18 protein-coding genes are annotated in these 21,665 nt (G+C 41.1%); 16 read left to right on the top strand and 2 right to left on the bottom strand.

Annotated features, from left to right (window positions below):
- Positions 1–561: 561 nt before the first annotated feature.
- The gene (locus HC179_RS07925; RefSeq protein WP_168863834.1) at positions 562–1,602 is read left to right on the top strand and encodes a nuclease-related domain-containing protein; all 1,041 of its coding nucleotides are present in this window, start codon (positions 562–564) and stop codon (positions 1,600–1,602) included.
- Here HC179_RS07925 and HC179_RS07920 read toward each other — a convergent pair.
- A complete protein-coding gene (locus tag HC179_RS07920) occupies positions 1,594–2,352 on the bottom strand; it encodes a SurA N-terminal domain-containing protein (RefSeq protein WP_168863833.1) in 759 nt (252 codons plus the stop codon). The two genes, HC179_RS07925 and HC179_RS07920, sit on opposite strands and share 9 nt — an antisense overlap.
- Before the next feature lie 170 nt (positions 2,353–2,522).
- On the bottom strand, positions 2,523–4,226 hold the full coding sequence (locus HC179_RS07915) for an Rqc2 family fibronectin-binding protein (RefSeq protein ID WP_168863832.1): 1,704 nt from the start codon (positions 4,224–4,226) through the stop codon (positions 2,523–2,525).
- A gap of 158 nt (positions 4,227–4,384) precedes the next feature.
- On the opposite strand from HC179_RS07915, the gene HC179_RS07910 reads away from it, so the two are divergent.
- The 15 genes from HC179_RS07910 to rpe all read left to right on the top strand — a co-directional run bounded on the left by HC179_RS07910 (position 4,385) and on the right by rpe (position 21,661).
- Entirely contained in the window at positions 4,385–7,072 is a 2,688-nt protein-coding gene (locus tag HC179_RS07910; RefSeq protein ID WP_168863831.1) for a calcium-translocating P-type ATPase, SERCA-type, read from the top strand.
- Between the two features lie 193 nt (positions 7,073–7,265).
- Complete coding sequence (locus HC179_RS07905) at positions 7,266–8,141, top strand: YicC/YloC family endoribonuclease (protein ID WP_168863830.1); 876 nt, start codon at positions 7,266–7,268, stop codon at positions 8,139–8,141.
- Between the two features lie 60 nt (positions 8,142–8,201).
- Complete coding sequence (remA, locus tag HC179_RS07900; RefSeq protein WP_010193107.1) at positions 8,202–8,465, top strand: extracellular matrix/biofilm regulator RemA; 264 nt, start codon at positions 8,202–8,204, stop codon at positions 8,463–8,465.
- 15 nt (positions 8,466–8,480) lie between these two features.
- The gene (gmk, locus tag HC179_RS07895) at positions 8,481–9,095 is read left to right on the top strand and encodes a guanylate kinase (protein WP_060665843.1); all 615 of its coding nucleotides are present in this window, start codon (positions 8,481–8,483) and stop codon (positions 9,093–9,095) included.
- A gap of 1 nt (position 9,096) precedes the next feature.
- On the top strand, positions 9,097–9,330 hold the full coding sequence (gene rpoZ, locus HC179_RS07890; protein ID WP_060665844.1) for a DNA-directed RNA polymerase subunit omega: 234 nt from the start codon (positions 9,097–9,099) through the stop codon (positions 9,328–9,330).
- 540 nt (positions 9,331–9,870) lie between these two features.
- On the top strand, positions 9,871–11,076 hold the full coding sequence (gene coaBC, locus HC179_RS07885) for a bifunctional phosphopantothenoylcysteine decarboxylase/phosphopantothenate--cysteine ligase CoaBC (protein WP_168863829.1): 1,206 nt from the start codon (positions 9,871–9,873) through the stop codon (positions 11,074–11,076).
- Positions 11,073–13,484: a primosomal protein N' gene (gene priA, locus HC179_RS07880; protein ID WP_168863828.1), complete on the top strand. Its 2,412-nt coding sequence runs from the start codon at positions 11,073–11,075 to the stop codon at positions 13,482–13,484. The genes coaBC and priA overlap by 4 nt, the downstream gene beginning before the upstream one ends.
- 18 nt (positions 13,485–13,502) lie before the next feature.
- Entirely contained in the window at positions 13,503–13,982 is a 480-nt protein-coding gene (gene def / locus HC179_RS07875; RefSeq protein ID WP_168863827.1) for a peptide deformylase, read from the top strand.
- A 5-nt stretch (positions 13,983–13,987) separates the two neighbouring features.
- On the top strand, positions 13,988–14,935 hold the full coding sequence (gene fmt, locus HC179_RS07870; protein ID WP_168863826.1) for a methionyl-tRNA formyltransferase: 948 nt from the start codon (positions 13,988–13,990) through the stop codon (positions 14,933–14,935).
- 1 nt (position 14,936) lies between these two features.
- Positions 14,937–16,274 (top strand): 16S rRNA (cytosine(967)-C(5))-methyltransferase RsmB, encoded by a 1,338-nt coding sequence (gene rsmB / locus HC179_RS07865; protein ID WP_168863825.1) that lies wholly within the window; start codon positions 14,937–14,939, stop codon positions 16,272–16,274.
- Positions 16,275–16,277: 3 nt separating this feature from the next.
- Positions 16,278–17,369 (top strand): dual-specificity RNA methyltransferase RlmN, encoded by a 1,092-nt coding sequence (rlmN, locus tag HC179_RS07860; RefSeq protein WP_168863824.1) that lies wholly within the window; start codon positions 16,278–16,280, stop codon positions 17,367–17,369.
- A gap of 9 nt (positions 17,370–17,378) precedes the next feature.
- A complete protein-coding gene (locus HC179_RS07855; RefSeq protein WP_168863823.1) occupies positions 17,379–18,128 on the top strand; it encodes a Stp1/IreP family PP2C-type Ser/Thr phosphatase in 750 nt (249 codons plus the stop codon).
- 5 nt (positions 18,129–18,133) lie between these two features.
- A complete protein-coding gene (gene pknB / locus HC179_RS07850; protein WP_168863822.1) occupies positions 18,134–20,107 on the top strand; it encodes a Stk1 family PASTA domain-containing Ser/Thr kinase in 1,974 nt (657 codons plus the stop codon).
- A gap of 18 nt (positions 20,108–20,125) precedes the next feature.
- Positions 20,126–21,004 carry a ribosome small subunit-dependent GTPase A gene (gene rsgA, locus HC179_RS07845; protein ID WP_168863821.1) on the top strand — a complete coding sequence of 293 codons (879 nt, stop codon included), beginning with the start codon at positions 20,126–20,128 and terminating at the stop codon, positions 21,002–21,004.
- A gap of 3 nt (positions 21,005–21,007) precedes the next feature.
- Positions 21,008–21,661: a ribulose-phosphate 3-epimerase gene (rpe, locus tag HC179_RS07840; RefSeq protein WP_168863820.1), complete on the top strand. Its 654-nt coding sequence runs from the start codon at positions 21,008–21,010 to the stop codon at positions 21,659–21,661.
- Positions 21,662–21,665: the final 4 nt, after the last annotated feature.

Below are 21,665 nucleotides of genomic sequence, written 5' to 3'. Positions count from 1 at the left end.
AAAAGCAAACATGTAGAATATGAGAGTTTAGATGTAGAAGTACGGCTGGGAAATGTACAAGCGGATCCGGGAAATGTAGAAGGTCGCAGGAAAAGTGGTAGAAGGTTTCGAATCAACGGTAGAAGGTGGACACTATAGGCGAGTGAGGTTGATCTTGGAAACAGGGGAATCCCTGTTGTCCCTGGCGATAGGCCCCGAAAATTATCTGCAATTCCAGAAACTGATCTCGGTCATCTATAAGTTAAAAGATTACCTACTTTTAAAAATTAAGTAGCTGAAAAGCAAACATGTAGAATATGAGAGTTTAGAAGTAGAAGTACGGCTGGGAAATGTACAAGCGGATACGGGAAATGTAGAAGGTCGCACTAATAGTAATAGAAGGTCCCGATTTAACGGTAGAACCCCACAGAGCTCCCCACGTAGACCCCAGACCGGTACATTAAATCCAATAACCAAAATATAAATCCCAAAAAATACAACAAAATTCCTTATGTAAAGCAGGAACCTCATCAATAAATGTCGAAATATGCAACTAAACTAAACATTGAAAGGAGTGAAAAATTGGATAAACAAACATCCCGTCGTTCAATCATGCAGTGTAAGCTGGATGCCTTACATAGAAGGCTGTCACCTCAACATGAAAAATATCCACTGATTGAGAATGAATTAGGCAAGAGACGTTCAGGGGATTTTGGTGAAAACTCCATCGATTATTATTTGTCGCAATTAAGTGGAATTCAAGATTGTATTGTAGTAAAAGGGGCAAGACTACTCCTCAATATGCATCACTTCCAAATGGACATTCTTCTATTATTCCCTTCATTTTTCATCCTTTTAGAAACCAAACATTTAACGGGAACACTTCTTTTTGATCCTGATTACCAACAACTCATTCAGATTAAGAAAGATGATATAAACCATGAAATCTCTAGGCAAGATCCAATTCTCCAAGTAAAAATGCAATATAATCAATTCAAGAGGTGGTTAGAAAACCACAATATTGAAGGGTACCCAGGTTATTGTTTTGTAGGTGTGACAAACCAAAACGCTATCGTAAAAGCACTTTCCAACCCAACTCTTGTACAAGAATTCGTAGTGAGAAGTCCCGCACTGACATTTAAAATCAACGACATTCTAGCCAATCAGCAGCAAACGAGCTCCACCATATATTCCCCACATAAAATTTCCGTACTAATAACCAACAACCATGCTCCAAAAAACGTAAATATCCTAAAAGATTACAATATAGATCCTACAGAAATATTGACAGGAGTCGCTTGCCCTAATTGCAACAACCTGGCTATGGAGAAGCAACCAAGAAAATGGAGCTGCCTTAATTGCAACCACCAATCAAAGGATGCTCACATTCCAACCTTGATTGATTATTCTTATATTTTTGGCACATCCATTTCAATCAAAGAGGTGTGTAGGATTCTACACATAAATAATGTCCGTATTGCAAGAAGAATGATAAAAGAGTTATCACTTAAGCGAATCGGAACCACTTACAACTCTAGATATTGCCTTAAAAGCCTCCGAAAACAACAAAACGCACCCCCCAGGTCAGAGGGTGCGTTCATTAACTTCATAATATTAGATTAACTTTTCGATTTTGCTGTCTTTTTTCAAATCTTCAACAAGCGTTTGTAGTTTCTTTTGTGTCTCTTCTTGTTCAAGTTGACCGCGGATTTGGTCTTCTACTTCCGCAAGTTCCGGGAATTTGTTTTCTGGTGCTTCTTCGCCTTCAGGAGCTTCAGCTTGTTGTGCTTCGCTTTGCTCTTTTGCCTGGTTGTAGTACTCTTTGATCTGCTCGTCCGTTACTTTTGTTTCCGGGAATTCTTTTTCCATGTACTTTTGAAGTGCCAATTCCTCAGAGATTTGTGCCTTCAAAGTATCCATGGTCAGAGGGCTTGCTTCAAGTGCCTCTTCAAATTTTTCTTCGCTTTCGTAGTTTGCTTTAATATCTTTGATGTAGTCTTCAATTTCTTTTTCGCTTGTTTTATAGCCTTTACTCTCGACTTCTTGTGAAAGGATTTTTTGATCAATCAACGCGTTTAATGTTTGGTCCTTCAATGCCTTAGCGTCTCCGCCTTGACCGAATTGCATCATCATCATTTGAGTTTGTTGAAGCATTTCATTATATTCCTGGCCTTTAATTTCCTGTCCGTTGACTTTAGCGACAACCTTTTCAGGATCTACTTTTTCGACTTCAGGGGTTTGCTGTTCTTGTCCTTCTTGAGCTTCTTTGTTGTCATTGCCTTCTTTAGAAGCATTGTTTCCATCAGAACCGCATGCAGCTAATAGAACAGCTGTTAACATTGCTACTAGAAAAATCGTCAATTTGTTTTTCATGTTGTTACCCTCCATTTGAAAAAAACATTTAAAACTATTTTTCCATTTAAACATGGTTTCTATAAGGAAGCAAATAATTACCCCTCTTTTTGTAAAAATAAACCTAAATTGTGATTATATTTAAACAATTCGACAGAAAAGCACCTGCAAAAGAATACAGGTGCTCTTCCTTAGTTCCTCAATCCAATAATCATTTCCTCATCAGGTGTCACATAAACGGTCTGTTGTTGTTCATATATGACAAATCCAGGTTTAGAGCCGGACGGTTTTTTCACATGTCTCACTTTGGTGAAGTCCACCGGAACAGAGCTGGAATGGCGCGCTTTACTGAAGTATGCTGCAATGGTGGCTGCTTCTTTGATGGTCTCTTCAGTTGGCTCAGCACTTCTAATGACAACATGAGACCCAGGGATGTCCTTTGTATGCAACCATATGTCATCGCGTCGTGCAACACGGTTGGTCAAGTGATCGTTTTGTTTGTTGTTCTTCCCGACAAGAATTTCTGTGCCGTCGGTAGCTAGGTAGGTTTCTAGTACAGGCTTTTGCGGTTTGATTTTTTTGCGCTTTTGCTTCATGCGCATATAGCCTTCCTCCATCAGTTCCTCACGAATTTCTTGGATATCTTTTGGAGAGGCGGTTTCCACCTGTTGGTTCAGCATGTCAAAATACTGAATTTCGGCCTTGGCCTTCTCAATTTGCTCCTGCACGATAGCCAGCGAGTTTTTGGCTTTTTGATATTTGTTAAAGTAACGTTGTGCATTACTTGAAGGGGAACGCTGCGGATCAAGTGCGATGGTGATGGTTCCGGCGTTCTCATCGTAATAATTCACAACTGTTACTTCTGTATCTCCTCTTGAAATCTGATATAGGTTGGCCGTCAACAGTTCTCCATACAATTGATATTTTTCCGCGTCTCTTGCGTCATCAAGAGTTTTCTCTAGCTTCACAATTTTCTTTTCATTTTTTTGAATTTCATTTGTAATAAATCGTTCTAGATCATTTGCTTGCTGTTTGACTCTATCTCTTGATGCTTTACCAAAGTAGAAGCGATCAAGGGTTTCGCTCAGTGTGGAGAAATACTTGCTTTCTCCTTGAATGTGTTCCAAATCAAGTAAGTAGAATACTTCTTTGTTTCCATCTGTAATGATTTGCGGGGAGAGGTCCTCGGCCTTAATTTTTTCCACTAACGCCATAAAGCTCTTTGGAAGAGTGTCCCTATTGGCAAGGCCGGCCCTGTGAACGGCTTCCTTTGCAAAAACAGGGGAAATCCCTGCAAATGTATTTACAAGCTGCTTATCTAGTCTACCTCCGATATAATCAAGTTTTCTTTGAACCGTTTCTTCGGTAGCTTCCAGCGGATTAAGTTTGTCCTGTGATGGAGGCAACACATAGGTCTGACCCGGTGTCAGGCTGCGATGTCTGTTTTGTGCCATAGGAACATGTTTGATGCTATCGAGAATCATCTGTTTTTCTTTATCCACAAAGATGATATTGGAATGTCGTCCCATAATTTCTACTATTAGTTGTTTGTAAGAAACATCCCCGATTTCATTTCGTGCTTTTACATCAAAAACGATGATGCGGTCCATATCAATTTGATGGATTTGTGTAATGATAGAGCCCTCTAAATGCTTTCTTAGCAGCATGCAGAACATTGGCGGCTCAGATGGATTTTCATAGGATTCTTCTGTCAGGTGCATTCTTGCATAGCTTGGATGGGCACTGATCAGCAGCTTATGGTTAGTTCTTCCGGAGCGAATGGTTAAAATAAGCTCATTTTTATAGGGCTGATAAATCTTAGTAATTCTCCCGCTTTCTAACTTATTCTTCAATTCTGCAGTCATGGCGTATGTAAAAATACCGTCGAAACTCATATATATAAACTTCCCTTCTTGTTCTAAACCTAAAGATTTCTCATTTATCATTATATCTTAACAATCTTGATAACACCCAAAAAGTATATCATTTTTTTGGACGAGTCCGAATAGACTTTGTTAGATAGATTTTGTGCAAAGGTTGTGAGGTGGAACAGATGAAATGGCATGAAATGAGAGCAGAAGAAGTCGAAGAACAGATCAATTCCGATTTAGAAGCGGGTTTAAGTGAATCAGAAGCGAAAAATCGTCTGTTGCAGTATGGGACGAATGAACTTCAAGAGGCGGAGAGACCGAACGCCTTTTTAGTGTTTTTAGAGCAGTTCAAAGATTTCATGGTAGTTGTGTTGCTTGCTGCAACATTGATTTCCGGTTTGCTTGGGGAATACATCGATGCAATCGCCATCATTGCCATTGTGATTATCAATGCATTTTTAGGCTTTTTTCAGGAGCGAAAAGCAGAAAAGTCCTTGCAGGCATTAAAAGAGCTCTCGGCACCACAAGTAACGGTGCTTAGAGAAAAAGAATGGCGAAAAGTGGCATCAAGAGAAATAGTAGTAGGGGATATTATCAAATTCGGAAGCGGAGACCGTATCGGGGCGGACCTTAGGATTGTACAGGCCAGTTCGTTAGAGATTGAGGAGTCTGCGTTGACGGGGGAATCAGTGCCTTCGGTAAAAAGTGATAAACCTGTGCATGGATCTGACATCTCCATTGGTGATCAGGAAAACATGGCTTTTATGGGAACACTTGTAACACGGGGAACGGGTGTTGGTGTCGTAGTTGCAACAGGTATGAATACTGCCATGGGACAAATCGCGGATCTACTACAGACTGCGGAGACAACCATTACACCACTGCAGCGGAAACTGGAGCAGCTTGGGAAGATTTTAATTACGGTTGCTTTAATACTAACAATGCTTGTAGTTTTGGTGGGAGTTCTTCAAGGACATAGTCTGTATGAAATGTTTTTAGCTGGTGTCTCTTTAGCGGTTGCAGCCATTCCGGAAGGCTTGCCGGCAATCGTGACCGTTGCTCTTTCACTTGGCGTTCAGCGAATGATCAAAAAGAAATCGATTGTCAGAAAGCTACCTGCTGTCGAAACGCTCGGTTGTGCGTCTGTCATTTGTTCTGACAAGACAGGGACACTGACTCAAAACAAAATGACCGTTACCCATGTGTGGTCTGGTGGCACCACTTGGAATGTAACTGGCAATGGTTATGAACCAAAAGGTGAATTCTTAACAGATGGTGCAGATAGCGCAAGTAAGAATAAATCACTGCATCAACTGCTGACATTCGGTTTGTTATGTAATCACGCTAATATTATCCAGAAAAAAAACCAATATATCCTTGATGGGGATCCGACGGAAGGAGCCCTTGCGGTTGCAGCCATGAAGGCAGGTTTTACTCGTGAAGGTTTACTAAATGAATTCCAAATTGTAAAAGAATATCCGTTTGACTCGGAACGAAAGATGATGAGTGTTGTAGTAAAAGATAAACATGGAAAGCTTTTTGTCATCACAAAGGGTGCACCAGATGTGATAACAAACGTAAGTGATTCGTTATTATGGGAAGGAAAACGGGAACTGTTTTCAGCTAAATATGAAGAAATTATAAAAGAAATGGTTCATAAACTGGCATCACAGGCTTTAAGGAATATTGCGGTGGCCTTCAAGTCGATTTCTAATTTTCATGAGGGCATGCACGAAAGAGAGATAGAAAAAGACCTTGTCTTTATTGGACTCCAAGGGATGATTGATCCTCCTCGCCCAGAAGTAAAACAGGCTGTTCGTGAATGTAAGGAAGCAGGAATCAGGACAGTGATGATCACAGGTGATCACATCGTCACAGCAAAAGCGATTGCAGCTGAAATTGGTATTCTTCCCATGGGAGGAAAGGTACTTGAAGGAAAAACTCTTCAGAAGATGAGCCAGGAAGATTTAGAAGACATGGTGGATGATGTGTATGTGTTTGCCAGGGTGTCGCCACAGCACAAACTGTCCATCGTAAAAGCTCTACAGAAAAAGGGACATATTGTTGCCATGACTGGGGATGGAGTTAATGATGCCCCAGCGATAAAAGCCTCTGACATTGGAATTGCGATGGGTATTACCGGTACGGATGTTGCGAAAGAAGCAAGTTCCCTGGTCCTATTGGATGACAATTTTGCCACTATAAAATCAGCTATAAAAGAAGGCCGTAACATTTATGAGAACATCAGGAAGTTCATCCGTTATTTGTTGGCTTCTAATGTTGGGGAAATACTTGTCATGCTGTTTGCAATGTTATTGGCTTTGCCGCTTCCGCTTGTTCCCATCCAGATTTTGTGGGTGAATCTTGTAACAGACGGCTTGCCGGCTATGGCGCTTGGCCTTGATCAGGCAGAAGGGGACGTCATGAAGCGTAAACCAAGGCATCCAAGGGAAGGCGTTTTTGCCAGAGGCCTTTGGTGGAAAATAATATCACGCGGCTTTCTAATAGGACTTGCCACCTTGATTGCATTTATGATTGTATACAAACAACACCCAGATAATCTCATTTATGCACAAACAGTCGCATTTGCTACGCTTGTCATGGCTCAGCTGATTCATGTGTTTGATTGCCGGAGTGATAGATCTATTTTCCATCGAAACCCGTTTCAGAACATGTACCTTGTCGGGGCAGTCATTTCCAGTATCGTCTTGATGCTGATCGTTATCTATTATCCACCTTTACAAGGTATTTTCCATACAGTGGCACTCGCTCCAAAAGAGTGGTTATTGATCTTGGGGATGGCATCGCTACCGACTTTCTTGTTAGTGGGTACTCTTTTCACAGGAAAAGCAAAAAAGAATATGGTATAATAAATTCAAGGTAGTAGAGGGGAACTCTATTGCCTTTTCTTCTTTTTTCGCCATCATTTAAATACCCACTTAATTTTCTATAAAAATAGCTTTCAAATTAGGGGAAACAATGCTAATATAGTGGTTGCTTAGCATCAACAATAGCCAGTTTTCCGGCTCTTTTTCTATACTTAAGAACGGACGTGAGTATACTATGGTGAAAAGTATGACAGGCTTTGGGCGGGCAGAAGCGGCTCAAGGAGCGTATCAGGTTCTTGTCGAGATGAAATCTGTCAACCATCGCTTTTGTGAGATTAATATCCGGATGCCTAAGCAGTTCCTAGCAATGGAAGAGACGATGAAAAAAGTCGTTAGCTCTTATTTGCAAAGAGGAAGAATAGAAATGTTCATAACGATTGAGGGCCAAGACACTCAAGATAAACATTTGAATGTGGATTGGGAGCTTCTTTCGGCATACATAGATTCTATACATAAGGTAAAAGATAGATACCAAATTTCCGGTTCCATTGAGATTAATGATATACTAAAATTAGAAAATGTGTTTACGATTATGGAAACACAGACAGGAATGGAAGCAATAGGAGAATTGTTGCTCGAACAAATCCATTCAGCGTCCAAGCAATTGGTTGCCATGCGTGCTGCTGAGGGCGATCAGTTGAAAAAGGATATTATCACTCATTTAAACTTTATCGGAACTATGTCGGAACAACTTGCAGAATTAGGTCCGACAGTTGTGGAAGCGTATCGGTTGCGTTTGGAAAAAAAGCTGAAGGAATATTTAGGTTCCCAGATAGACGAACAACGTATACTGGCAGAAGCCGCAATTTTTGCTGATAAGGCTGACATTAATGAAGAATTGAAAAGAATTAACAGCCACCTTGGTCAATTTACCCAATCCCTCCATTCCACAGGGCCGGTAGGCAGGAAGCTGGATTTCCTTGTGCAGGAATTGAACAGGGAAGTAAATACCATCGGTTCCAAGGCAAACAACGCAAATATTGCGAATCTGGTAGTCGAAATGAAAGCTTGCCTGGAAAAAATTAAAGAACAGGTGCAAAACATTGAATAATCGTTGATTACTAACCATTGAACACGGTTAGAATAGAGTTTGTAACAAGAGGTGGGAACCATGAGCATAAAGTTGATTAATATTGGCTTTGGTAATATCGTATCAGCAAATCGTATCATATCTATTGTTAGTCCTGAATCTGCTCCAATTAAACGGATCATCCAAGATGCAAGAGATCAGGGTATGTTAATAGATGCAACTTATGGAAGACGTACAAGAGCAGTACTAATAATGGATAGCGATCATGTTATCTTATCGGCAGTGCAACCGGAAACCGTGGCACAGCGCCTGGTAAATAAAGATGATATGTCTGATGAAGGGTAGGTATTTGTAAATATAATGAGAGATAGAGGATTATTGATTGTTCTTTCCGGACCTTCCGGTGTAGGAAAAGGGACAGTAAGAAAAGCGTTATTTTCAAAAGAAGATGTTAGTTTGCATTATTCTATTTCCATGACGACACGTAACCCACGTGAGGGAGAAGTGGACGGAACAGATTACTTCTTTAAGTCTAGAGAAGTATTTGAACAGTTAATAGAAGAAGATAAATTTATCGAGTGGGCAGAGTATGTTGGAAACTACTACGGTACTCCTGTTGATTATGTAGAGCAATGTTTAGCTGAAGGCAAGGATGTCTTCCTTGAAATTGAAGTCCAAGGTGCCATTCAAGTTAAGAGCAAATTCCCTGAAGGTGTATTCATCTTCTTGATGCCGCCAAGCCTATCTGAACTAAAGAACCGAATCACGACAAGAGGTACTGAAACAGAAGACTTAATCAACAACCGCATGACAGTTGCCAAAGAAGAAATCGAAATGATGGACGCTTATGACTATGTGGTGGAAAATGATCAAGTGGACCTTGCTTGTGACAGAATACAAGCAATTGTACAGGCGGAACATTGTAAACGTACAAGATTGCGTGAAAAATATAAGCAAATGCTGGAGGCTGAATAATATGCTATACCCATCTATTGATTCACTAATGCAAAAATTAGATTCAAAATATACACTTGTAACCGTTTCTGCACGACGCGCTCGTGAATTGCAACAAGTAAACGATCAAATGATCGAAAAAACGGTTTCTCACAAATTTGTTGGGAAGGCCCTTGAAGAGATTGACGCAGGCTTATTATCTGCCAAGACTATTAAAACTGCTGAAAGAAGCGAAGGCATCCTAAATCACAAGTAAAGATAACAACCTAGAAATAGGTTGTTATTTTTTTAAAAAGAAAGAAAGTGTATAGTACGGTTGATTTCCGTCCAGGCGCTTCGCTTGCCTGCGGGCGGTCCGTGATCCTCCTCAGGCTTCGCCTTCCGGGGTCTCACCTGTCCCTTCCTCCCGCGGGCGTCTCCGCGCCTTCCACTCCAATCAACAAGATGACTTCTTTTACCTAAGGTTTTGTGAAAAGGCATCTAAATGAGTTAACTGAAAATGAAGTAACCTTTCGTTTGAGTAACTTCAAGCTGTGGATTGGAGCAAAAGGCGAAGACTCCTGAGGGAGATAGCGGTAGCTTGAGACCCCGCAGCGGAGCGAGGAGGCTCAAGCACCGCCCCTAGGAAAGCGAAGCCATTTGCGGAAAGGAACAGCGGCGATTAACCAAACCGCAAAAATTTTCACAATAAAAAGGACCGGGCGGATTTTGCACGGTTTTTCTTAATGAGGCAAGAGGCACAGTCTAAAGATAGTGGGAGAAAACAGATTTTCAAGTACATGACGGGGGTTGTGAAATGAAAAATAAAAAAATCCTATTGTGTGTAACAGGTGGTATAGCAGTATATAAAGCGGTCGCTTTAACAAGTAAACTGGTTCAGCAAGGTGCCGAAGTAAAGGTAATTATGAGCCAGTCTGCCTGCAAATTTGTTACACCGTTGTCTTTTCAAGCTTTATCAAGAAACGAAGTATTCACGGATACATTCGAAGAAAAGAATCCTGCCGTTATTTCACATATTGACCTTGCAGACTGGGCAGATGTGGTGCTTGTTGCGCCTGCGACCGCAAATGTAATCGGTAAGCTTGCGAACGGTTTAGCGGATGATATGATTACGACAACTTTATTGGCAAGTACGGCCCCTGTATGGATCGCACCAGCTATGAATGTACATATGTATGATCATCCTGCAGTTAAGCAAAATATGGAGCGGCTTGTGTCTTTCGGTTATCGATTTATTGAACCGGGAGAAGGTTTTTTGGCGTGTGGTTATGTAGGAAAGGGTAGATTGGAAGAACCTGAAACCATTGTTGAAGGACTGAAGCGGTTTTTTCAGAAACATGACAAATTAACGCTAACAGGTAAACAGATTCTTGTTACAGCAGGCCCGACTATTGAAAAAGTGGACCCGGTACGCTTTTTCACTAACCGTTCAACAGGGAAGATGGGCTATGCCATTGCGGAAGCTGCAGCTAGTTTAGGTGCAGAAGTTATCTTGGTATCAGGTCCGACAAACCTTCCTGATCCTCCGAATGTAAAAACAATCCGAGTGGAATCTGCTGAAGAAATGTTTAACGCAGTGATGGCTCATTATGAACAAACGGATGTCGTCATAAAATCAGCTGCCGTTGCCGACTACCGTCCTAAGTTTGTTTCTGACATAAAAATGAAAAAGCAGGACGGGGACAGCGTTCTGGAGTTAGAGCGGACAAAAGATATCCTCAAAACATTAGGAGAAAGAAAAGAACACCAGTTGCTGGTAGGGTTTGCAGCTGAAACAAATAATGTAGAGGAATATGCCAAAGGTAAGCTTGCAAAGAAAAACCTGGATTACGTAGTAGCCAACAATGTAACAGTTTCAGGTGCTGGCTTTGGAACAGATACGAATTTAGTAACCATCTATAAAAAAGATGGAACAAGCATATCCCTGCCGATGATGACCAAACAGGATGTGGCTTATGCACTGCTTGAGGAAGTAGCAGCAACACTTGAGGAAGAACGATGACCTATTATGCTAGTGTGATCGTTGATGTTCCTGCCAAACAAACGGATAGAGCCTTTGATTATGAGATTCCTTCAAAATGGAATGGGTTCATACAACCTGGAATGAGGGTGAATGTACCTTTTGGTCCAAGGCAGATCCAAGGCTTTGTCGTGGATGTGAAAGATAGTACTACTGTTCCTAAAACACGTCCGATCACTTCATTGATAGATATTCAGCCAATCCTGACAAAAGAACTTATGCAACTTGCAGACTGGCTTAGAGACCATACTCTATGTTTTACTATTTCAGCTTACCAAGCAATGTTACCAGCCGCATTAAAGGCGAAATATGAAAAATGGCTAATTGCCAGAAACATAGAGGGAGTCCCTTCAGAGCTTCAACCATTCTTCCACACCTCCAATCGTGTGAAATTTGAAGAGGTGGTAGGGACAAGTCACTTTAAAACAATCAAACATCTGATCGAAGAGGACGTTTTAGAAGTTTATTATGAGGTTAAAGATAAACTTTCCAAGAAAACGAGAAAAGTAGTGGAGTTACAGGTGTCGAAAGAGGCCCTAACAGAAGCAAAAAAGAAAATCTCTGCTCGTGCTGCAGCACAACATAAGCTGTTGGACTTTTTCTTAGAAACAAGTATTGAAAAGATGGATAAAAAAACTCTGTTAGAAGAGTTGCAGATTGGGACAAGTGCGATTCACGCATTAGTAAAACTTGGTATCCTCTCAGAAAATGATGAAGAAATATACAGAGATCCATATGAAAACAGGGAATTTGAAAAGTCTCAAGCGCTTCCCTTAACCCAACAACAACAAGAAGCGATCATACCCATTTTAGATTCTATTGAACAACATACGCATGAAGCGTTTGTCATGTTCGGTGTCACAGGGAGCGGTAAAACAGAAGTATATATGCAGGCTGTGGATGCTGTACTTAAGCAAGGAAAAGAAGCAATTGTTCTTGTCCCTGAAATTGCCTTGACTCCGCAAATGGTCAACCGATTTAAATCAAGGTTCGGTTCCGACGTGGCAGTCATGCACAGCGGTCTTGGTATGGGAGAAAAATACGATGAATGGAGAAAAATACATCGAAAGGAAGTCAAGGTTGTAGTAGGTGCCAGGTCCGCTATCTTTGCTCCCTTTGAAAATGTAGGCATAATCATCATAGATGAAGAACATGAAACAAGCTATAAACAAGAGGACACCCCGCGTTATCATGCCCGCGATATTGCTTTAGAAAGGGGCAGATATCACCAATGCCCTGTTGTTCTTGGCAGTGCCACCCCCACGCTTGAAACCTTCGCCCGTGCATCCAAAGGGGTATATAATCTTTTGACGATGTACAAGAGAATGAGTGAACAAGGAATGCCGGCAGTGGAAATTGTCGACATGAGAGAGGAATTGCGAGACGGGAACAGGTCGATGTTCTCAAGAAGCCTTCTTGAAAAGCTCCAGTCTAGATTGGAAAAAGGCGAACAATCCGTTTTATTTTTAAATAAAAGGGGTTATTCTTCTTTTGTAATGTGTCGAGACTGTGGATATGTGGTGGAATGTCCTCATTGTGACATCTCATTGACTTATCACCGAAGCAGCAACCAAATGAAATGTCATTATTGTGGCTACGAAGAACCTGTCCGTTCTACGTGTCCATCTTGCGACAGTGAACATTTCCGTTTCTTTGGAACAGGTACCCAAAAAGTCGAAGAAGAACTAACAAAACTTCTTCCACAAGCAAGGGTAATAAGGATGGACGTGGATACGACGAGCAGGAAGGGCTCCCATGAAAAGCTTCTCAAGCAATTTGGTGACCAGAAGGCAGATATTCTGCTTGGTACGCAAATGATTGCCAAAGGGCTTGATTTTCCGCTTGTAACCCTTGTTGGGGTATTGACGGCAGATACGATGCTGAACGTTCCTGATTTTCGTTCTTCCGAAAAAACCTTCCAGCTCCTCACACAGGTAAGCGGAAGAGCTGGTAGACACGAACTGGCCGGAGAAGTAGTCGTCCAGACGTATAGCCCGGAACATTACAGTGTGGAGCTTGCCGGCACACACAACTACCTGGAATTTTACCAAAAAGAAATGCAAATTAGAAAACTGCATCAATATCCGCCATTTTACTATTTGGCGCTAGTTACCGTGACACACCAGGAATTAACCAAAGTGGTTACCGTGACAGAAAAAATTACCCATTTTTTAAACATGCAATTATCCAATGAGGCTGTTATACTTGGACCGGTTGCTTCTCCTATAGCGAGAATAAAAGACCGCTACAGGTATCAATGCATCATTAAGTATAAACGAGAACCAAATCTACACGCAGCACTGAAAACGGTAATAGAAAAATACCAAACACAAATGGATCAAGATAAATTAGCTGTTCATATTGATTTAAATCCATATATGCTTATGTAACAGATGGAGGAATTAAGATTGACTATATTAGATATTGTGAAGTACCCAGCGCAAGTGTTGGAGCAAAACTGTGAGGCGGTTACTCTTTTTGATAAAAGGTTGATTCGACTCTTGAACAATATGTATGATACGATGCTCGAGGCAGACGGGGTCGGCCTCGCAGCACCGCAAATCGGTGTTGCAAAAAGAATCGCGATTGTAGATATTGATGATAAACATGGGAAGGTAGAACTGATCAACCCTGAGATCATAGAAGAAGAAGGAGAACAGGTCGGACCTGAAGGCTGCTTAAGCTTTCCTGACTTGTATGGAGAAGTGAAACGCGCCGATTATGTGAAGGTACGCGCTCAGAACCGTAAAGGCAAATGGTATGAGCTGGAGGCACGAGGATTCCTTGCCCGTGCTATACAGCATGAGATTGACCATTTAAACGGTGTATTGTTCACATCTAAAGTGTTAAGGTATATTGAACCAGACGAGTTGGAAGTAGAAGGGTGATAGAAATGAAGAAGAAAATTGTGTTTATGGGGACGCCGGATTTTGCGGTACCAGTCTTGCAACAAATCATCCAGGACGGATATGAAGTAATTGCAGTAGTAACCCAACCTGACCGCCCGAAAGGCAGAAAAAAGGTGTTAACACCACCCCCGGTAAAAGTAGAGGCAGAAAAACATAACATCCCGGTTTATCAACCCGAAAAAATTAAAGAAGCTGTGGAGTATGAAAAAATCACTTCCTTAGAGCCGGATTTGATTGTAACAGCAGCATTTGGGCAGATTTTACCTAAGCCCCTGCTTGATGCACCGAAATATGGCTGTATCAATGTCCATGCTTCCTTGCTTCCAAAATTGCGAGGCGGAGCACCAATTCATTACTCTATCATCCAGGGTCATGAAAAAACAGGTGTTACTATCATGTATATGGTAGAAAAATTGGATGCCGGTGATATGCTGACACAGGTGGAAGTGGAAATTGAAGAGCGTGACCATGTCGGCACGTTGCATGATAAATTAAGTGTGGCCGGATCTAAGCTGCTCTCAGAAACGCTTCCGCTACTTTTTGAAGAAAAGCTACAAGCGGAAGTCCAAAACCATGAAGAAGCAACGTTCGCTTCCAACATTAAGCGGGAACAGGAAAAGATTGACTGGACGCAAAATGGTGAGGAGATCTATAACCATATTCGAGGCTTGCATCCATGGCCGGTTGCGTATACAACCATGGATGACCAAGTGATGAAAGTTTGGTGGGGAGAGAAAACCGAAACTGCTAAGGATGCTGTACCTGGTACCATCATTGGGATTGAGGATGATGGTTTCATCGTCAAAACAGGTAATTCAACTGGGATAAAAATAACAGATTTGCAGCTGGCTGGTAAGAAGAGAATGACTGGTTCGCAATACTTGAACGGTGCAGGAGCTTCGTTATCAGAAGGCATAAAGCTAGGAGACTAAAATGAAAAATGTAAGAGAACTTGCTTTAGAGGCATTATTGAATGTCGAAAAAAAGCAAGCCTACAGTAACTTATTGTTAAACAACTACTTGGATTCAGGTAAGTTATCCAAAAAAGATGCCGGGCTATTTACCGAGATAGTCTATGGTACCATCCAACGGACCATCACCCTGGACTATTACTTGGCTTCTTATATTGAGAAGCAAAAAAAGTTGCAGGATTGGGTAAAAGTCCTGCTAAAGATGACTTTGTATCAAATGTTGTATTTGGACAAAGTTCCTGCACGTGCAGCCATTTATGAAGCGGTGGAAATTGCCAAAAAAAGAGGTCACAAAGGTGTTGCATCTGTTGTCAATGGCGTGTTAAGGTCCATACAGCGTGACGGTGTTCCTGATCTTGAGAAATTGGAAAATGATGTCGAACGTATATCCATTTCAACAAGCCATCCTAAGTGGTTAGTGGAAAAATGGATTGAACAATATGGCGTCCATGATACAGAAAGAATGTGTGAAATGAACCTTGTTCCTCCACACCAATCGGCAAGAGCAAATACGGCGAAGGCAGAAGTGGATGAAGTGTTGCAAATGCTCACCGCACAAGGATTCAATGTAGAAAAAGGGGAAGTTGCAGAAGAAAGCATTGTCTCTTTAAAAGGAAATATGGCTTATTCCAATGCCTATAAAAATGGCTATATGACCATACAAGACGAGAGTTCCATGCTAGTTGCTAGTGCTCTTGGTGTTGAGCAGGGCGACTATGTTTACGATTGCTGTGCTGCTCCTGGTGGGAAAACGACACATATTGCCGAATTATTAAGGGATAGTGGGAAAGTCATTTCAACGGACCTCCACGATCACAAGGTAAAGCTGATTAAAGATCAAGCAGAGCGACTTAAGCTTTCTAACATTGAAGCACAAGCACTCGATAGCAGAAAGGCCCAAGAAATTTTTAAACCGGAACAGTTTGATAAAATCCTAGTGGATGCACCATGCTCAGGCTTTGGAGTTATCCGCAGGAAGCCGGACTTGAAATATACGAAGTCGATGCAGGACATCAAGCAACTAGCTTCCATTCAATTGGCTATACTAAAGGAAGTGGCACCTCTTGTAAAAAAAGGTGGAACTTTGGTATATAGTACATGTACAATTGATAAAGAAGAAAATGCTGATGTTGTTCATGCATTTCTAGAAGAAAACAAAGAGTTCGAAATAGATTTCAACATTAAAGAATTACTGCCAGAAAAGGTAAACAGCTATGTTAAAGAAGGTATGCTCCAACTATTGCCTCACTATTTTGGTACGGATGGATTTTTTATTGTTAGACTAAAAAGGCAGGTGTAAAAGATGGAACATAATACAAAAGAACAACGCAAACAAGAAGAAGCAACGCGAAAACCGTCCATCTATTCTTTACAATTGCACGAATTGGAAGAATGGTTACTAAGTATCGGAGAGAAAAAATTTAGAACAACACAGATTTTTGAATGGCTCTATCAAAAGCGTGTGACGTCATTTGAAGATATGTCCAATCTCTCCAAAAGCTTAAGAGAAAAGCTGGAAGAAACATATGCACTAACGACATTAAAGACAATTGTTCAACAAACATCTTCTGATGGAACGATGAAGTTCCTATTTGAACTGCATGATGGTTATTCCATTGAGACAGTTCTGATGAAGCATGAATATGGAAATTCTGTTTGTGTAACTACACAGGTAGGCTGCCGAATCGGCTGTACGTTCTGTGCCTCTACTCTTGGCGGGTTAAAACGTAACCTTGAAGCAGGAGAAATTGTTGCCCAAGTTGTGAAGGTGCAACAAGCTCTTGATGAAATGGATGAACGTGTCAGTCATGTGGTTATCATGGGTATTGGGGAACCATTCGATAATTTCGATGAGATGCTCGATTTCTTGAAAATTATTAACCATGACAAAGCACTTAATATCGGCGCACGCCATATTACCGTTTCTACAAGTGGAATCATCCCTAAAATCTATAAGTTTGCGGATGAAAACATGCAAATCAACTTTGCTGTTTCCCTCCATGCACCAAATACAGAGATACGTTCAAAACTGATGCCTATTAATAGAGCATATAAACTACCTGAACTAATGGAATCTATCCGTTATTACATTAATAAAACAGGACGTCGTGTTAGTTTCGAGTATGGCTTGTTCGGTGGAGTAAATGATCAGGTCGAGCACGCCGAGGAATTAGCACAACTTCTAAAAGGCATGAAATGTCATGTCAACTTGATTCCAGTGAATTACGTTCCAGAGCGTGATTATGTGAGAACGCCAAAAGAACAAATTAATTTGTTTGAAAAAACGTTGAAAAAGCTTGGCGTCAACGTAACAGTTCGTCGTGAGCAGGGTCACGACATCGATGCTGCATGCGGACAGCTGCGTGCGAAGGAGCGGAAAGAAGAGACGAGGTGACAATGGTTAATGGTCTTTTTAACAGATAGAGGGAGAGTTCGTTCACATAATGAAGACAATGGGGGAATTTTTGTTAATAAAGACGGCACAAAGCTTGCAGTGGTTTGTGACGGCATGGGGGGCCATCAAGCAGGTGAAGTGGCAAGCGAAAGAGCTGTAAGTCACATCAAGGAAGTGTGGGAAGAGACAACCAACATCTCTTCCCCTGAACCTGCTGAAATTTGGCTGAAGACGTTCATACTTCAAGCGAACCAAACACTGTTTGACCATGCAAATGCCCATGAGGAATGCAATGGGATGGGGACTACAATCGTTGCTGTCATTATTGGCGATGGTTTTGTTACCTATGCACATGTCGGTGACAGTAGGATTTATCTTGTTTCAGAGGAAAGTGCCAAGCAATTAACAGAAGATCATACATTTGTTAATGAACTTGTTAAAACGGGGCAAATATCAAAGGAAGATGCAGAACATCATCCTAGAAAAAATGTTATTCTACAGGCTTTAGGGACAGAAAAAACAGTGAAAATAGATATAAAAACCATTACATATGATGACCCAGGATATATTCTCCTTTGTTCAGACGGTTTGAGTGACAAAGTGAAAGACCGGGAGTTAGTTGAGGTTTTAAACAACGGGAACCATGCATTGTCTGAAAAGGCAGAGGAATTAATAAGACGCGCCAACCATTACGGTGGGGAAGATAATATCACGGTTGCCATCTTGGAATTATCTGTCTCCGAAGCTGGGAGTGGGTGAAATAGGTGTTAATAGGTAAAAGATTAAATGATCGCTACAAAATTATGGAAGTCATCGGTGGCGGTGGAATGGCGAATGTTTACCTTGCCCATGACATGATTTTGGATCGTGATGTCGCAGTTAAAGTATTACGGTTAGATTTTGCAAATGATGAAGAATTTATTCGCCGCTTTAGAAGAGAGGCACAATCTGCAACAAGCCTAGACCATCCGAATATAGTAAGCATTTACGATATTGGCGAAGAAGATGACATTTATTATATCGTGATGGAGCATGTTTCAGGAAAAACATTAAAGCAATACATTCAACAATATGCGCCTGTGGAACAATATAATGCAGTGGAGATCATGAACCAGCTGACATCAGCTATTTCACATGCCCATGAAAACGGGATCATTCACCGGGATATAAAACCGCAGAACATATTGATTGATGATTATGGTACCGTGAAAGTGACCGACTTTGGCATAGCCATGGCCTTGAGCTCTACTACGATCACTCAGACCAACTCGCTTTTAGGTTCTGTTCATTATTTATCTCCTGAACAGGCAAGAGGAAGTTTGGCAACGAAAAAATCTGATGTTTATGCATTAGGTATCGTTATGTTTGAATTGTTAACAGGAAGATTGCCGTTTTCTGGTGAATCTGCTGTTTCTATTGCTCTAAAGCATTTACAATCACAAACACCATCTCCAAAGCGCTGGAATCCTACTTTACCTCAAAGTATGGAAAATGTCGTATTAAAGGCAATGGCAAAAGACCCACTTCATCGCTATGAATCTGTAGATGAAATGCAGGCAGATGTAATGACGGCACTTGAACCAAGCCGTATGAATGAACCTAAATTTTACATCCCAGATGACGACGAAGAGGCGACAAAGGCAATTCCGATCATTAAAGGCAGCTTAAACAATATTACCAATGAAGATGAAACGAGAATTCGTCCACCAGAAAATAAACCTGTAAACGAGACGGCGGAAGAACCACCTCCATCTAAAAAGAAGAAAAAGAAAAAATGGGTTATTGGTTTATTAGTCCTGCTTTTATTACTTGTTGGTGGCGGGGTTGCTGCATTTACCCTTTTACCATCCATGCTTCTACCGAAAGATGTAACGGTTCCTGATGTGTCAGGTAAGGAGTATGACGATGCAGTGAAAGAATTAATTGACTTAGGTTTTGTTTTAGAAGAACCTAAAGAGGAACCAAGCGATGACATAGAAGAAGGAAAAGTAACGAGAACCATCCCTGAAGCAGGAAAAGTGGTAAAAGAAGGTAAAGTAATCACCATTTTCCAGAGCTTAGGAAAGGAAAAGGTCGAAATGGCTGATTACTCGGGACTTCCTGTCAATGAAGCTATAAATAGAATAGAAGCAGCCAATTATGATGATTATGAACTCGATGAAGTTCACTCTGATGAAGTACCAGAAGGAGAAGTCATCCGACAAGAACCAGAAGCTGGAGAAAGCGTAGTCCCAGAAGAAACTGTAGTAAGACTTATTGTTTCTATGGGTTCAAGTCCAATAGAACTCGATAATTACCAAGGATCGTCCATTGAGTTTGCCCAACGACATCTTGCAAGCTTAATGTTAGTGCCAGAAGTTACAAGAGAGTATAATGATTCTGTCTCTGAAGGGAATATTATTAAACAGGAGCCTGAACCGGAATCCCAAGTTAAAAAAGGTGATACCATCAAACTTATTGTTTCTGATGGCCCACAACCTGAAGATAAATCAGTAGATATACCACTCGAAGTTAAGTATGATCCAGAAGAAGAGGGTGCAGAGCAAACAGTTGAATTATATTTAGAGGATCTAAACAACACCATGGATGGAGATCCTAAAGAAACCTTCATTATTACAGAGGACTTAATTACGAGTTTCACGGTAACTGTGGCATATAAGCAACAGGCAAAATATCGAATTGTTGTAGATGGAAAAGAAATTGAAAATAAAACCATCAACTATGACGACATAGAGTAATTATTAAGGAGTGAGTGTATGCCAGAAGGCAAGATTGTCAAAGCATTGAGCGGGTTTTACTATGTTTTGACAGCGGATGGCGAAATTACCCAATGCAGAGGAAGAGGGGTTTTTCGAAAAAATAAGATAACCCCTCTTGTTGGGGACTCCGTAATATTTCAAGCGGAGAACGATCAAGAAGGATACATTATGGACGTATTGCCTCGAAAAAACGAGCTCGTAAGGCCTCCAATCGCTAACATCGATCAAGCAATCCTTGTGTTTTCTGCGATGGAACCTGAATTCAGTACCGTTTTATTGGATCGATTTCTTGTGCTGATTGAATCAAAAGGAGTTAGTCCTTTGATATGTATCTCAAAAATGGATCTACTGGGTGAAGATGCTAAACTTATGGAATTCGCCAAGTATTATCGCTCCATAGGGTATGAAGTGCTGTTAACATCCACAAAGGAACCTCAGCAGCTTAAGGAAATTTTGCCATACCTAAAAGATAAGACATCCGTCATTGCGGGACAATCAGGAGTTGGAAAATCATCTCTTTTAAACGTGTTACGCCCTGAGTTAGAATTGAAAACGGATAACATTTCCTCCCATCTTGGACGAGGAAAACACACAACACGGCATGTGGAGCTGATGGAAATCAACCATGGTTTTGTTGCGGATACTCCAGGATTCAGTTCATTAGAGTTCCTTGAAATGGAAGCAGAAGACGTAAAAGATTGTTTCCCTGAATTTGTAGAAAAAAGCTTTGATTGCAAATTTAGAGGCTGTACTCATTTGAAAGAGCCAAAATGTGCAGTAAAAGAAGCTGTTGAAAACGAAGAAATTGCATCTTTCCGATATAAACATTACGTTTCTTTTGTAGAAGAAATAAAAGATAGAAAGCCGAGGTACTAAAATATGATAAAAATCGCCCCTTCCATTCTAAGTGCTGATTTTGCCAACTTAGGAAAAGACATTCTTGATGTGGAACAAGGAGGAGCAGACTATATTCATATTGACGTAATGGACGGACATTTTGTGCCAAACATCACCATTGGCCCATTAATCGTAGAAGCAGTTCGTCCCATCACGAAGTTGCCATTAGATGTTCACCTGATGATTGAAAACCCTGATGCATACATTGCGGATTTTGCTAAAGCTGGTGCAGATATCATCTCTGTACATGTGGAAGCATGCCGCCATCTTCATCGCACCATTCAGCATATCAAATCACAAGGCGTAAAAGCTGGGGTGGTCATCAATCCAGCTACACCTGTGGAAAGCATTATTCCTATCTTAAATGACGTGGACTTGGTGCTTTTAATGACTGTTAACCCTGGATTTGGCGGACAGGCTTTTATTCACGATGTGTTGCCGAAAATTAAGCAAGTGGCATCTTTGGTGGAAGAAAGAGGATTGACCATCGATATTGAGGTTGATGGTGGAGTGAACCCTGAAACAGCTAAGCTTTGTGTAGAAGCCGGTGCAAACGTTCTGGTTGCAGGCTCTGCCATTTACAACAAAGAGGATCGCAAACAGGCAATCTCCTCCATCAGAAGCAACTTATCATAATTTT

Origin of the sequence: Bacillus sp. RO1, from assembly GCF_012524115.1 — a bacterium.
GTDB lineage: Bacteria > Bacillota > Bacilli > Bacillales > Bacillaceae_I > Sutcliffiella_A.
The sequence above is the reverse complement of the archived record's forward strand: the minus strand, read 5'-3'. Positions and strand labels throughout refer to the sequence as shown.

Bases quoted from the DNA above. Each gene is read 5' to 3' on its own strand.
- rsgA (WP_168863821.1), top strand. From the start codon at position 20,126: ATGCCAGAAGGCAAGATTGTCAAAGCATTGAGCGGGTTTTACTATGTT.
- HC179_RS07920 (WP_168863833.1), bottom strand. From the start codon at position 2,352: ATGAAAAACAAATTGACGATTTTTCTAGTAGCAATGTTAACAGCTGTT.
- coaBC (WP_168863829.1), top strand. From the start codon at position 9,871: ATGAAAAATAAAAAAATCCTATTGTGTGTAACAGGTGGTATAGCAGTA.
- HC179_RS07915 (WP_168863832.1), bottom strand. From the start codon at position 4,226: ATGAGTTTCGACGGTATTTTTACATACGCCATGACTGCAGAATTGAAG.
- rpe (WP_168863820.1), top strand. From the start codon at position 21,008: ATGATAAAAATCGCCCCTTCCATTCTAAGTGCTGATTTTGCCAACTTA.
- HC179_RS07910 (WP_168863831.1), top strand. From the start codon at position 4,385: ATGAAATGGCATGAAATGAGAGCAGAAGAAGTCGAAGAACAGATCAAT.
- rpoZ (WP_060665844.1), top strand. From the start codon at position 9,097: ATGCTATACCCATCTATTGATTCACTAATGCAAAAATTAGATTCAAAA.
- rsmB (WP_168863825.1), top strand. From the start codon at position 14,937: ATGAAAAATGTAAGAGAACTTGCTTTAGAGGCATTATTGAATGTCGAA.
- remA (WP_010193107.1), top strand. From the start codon at position 8,202: ATGAGCATAAAGTTGATTAATATTGGCTTTGGTAATATCGTATCAGCA.
- HC179_RS07855 (WP_168863823.1), top strand. From the start codon at position 17,379: ATGGTCTTTTTAACAGATAGAGGGAGAGTTCGTTCACATAATGAAGAC.
- fmt (WP_168863826.1), top strand. From the start codon at position 13,988: ATGAAGAAGAAAATTGTGTTTATGGGGACGCCGGATTTTGCGGTACCA.
- HC179_RS07905 (WP_168863830.1), top strand. From the start codon at position 7,266: ATGGTGAAAAGTATGACAGGCTTTGGGCGGGCAGAAGCGGCTCAAGGA.
- priA (WP_168863828.1), top strand. From the start codon at position 11,073: ATGACCTATTATGCTAGTGTGATCGTTGATGTTCCTGCCAAACAAACG.
- rlmN (WP_168863824.1), top strand. From the start codon at position 16,278: ATGGAACATAATACAAAAGAACAACGCAAACAAGAAGAAGCAACGCGA.
- gmk (WP_060665843.1), top strand. From the start codon at position 8,481: ATGAGAGATAGAGGATTATTGATTGTTCTTTCCGGACCTTCCGGTGTA.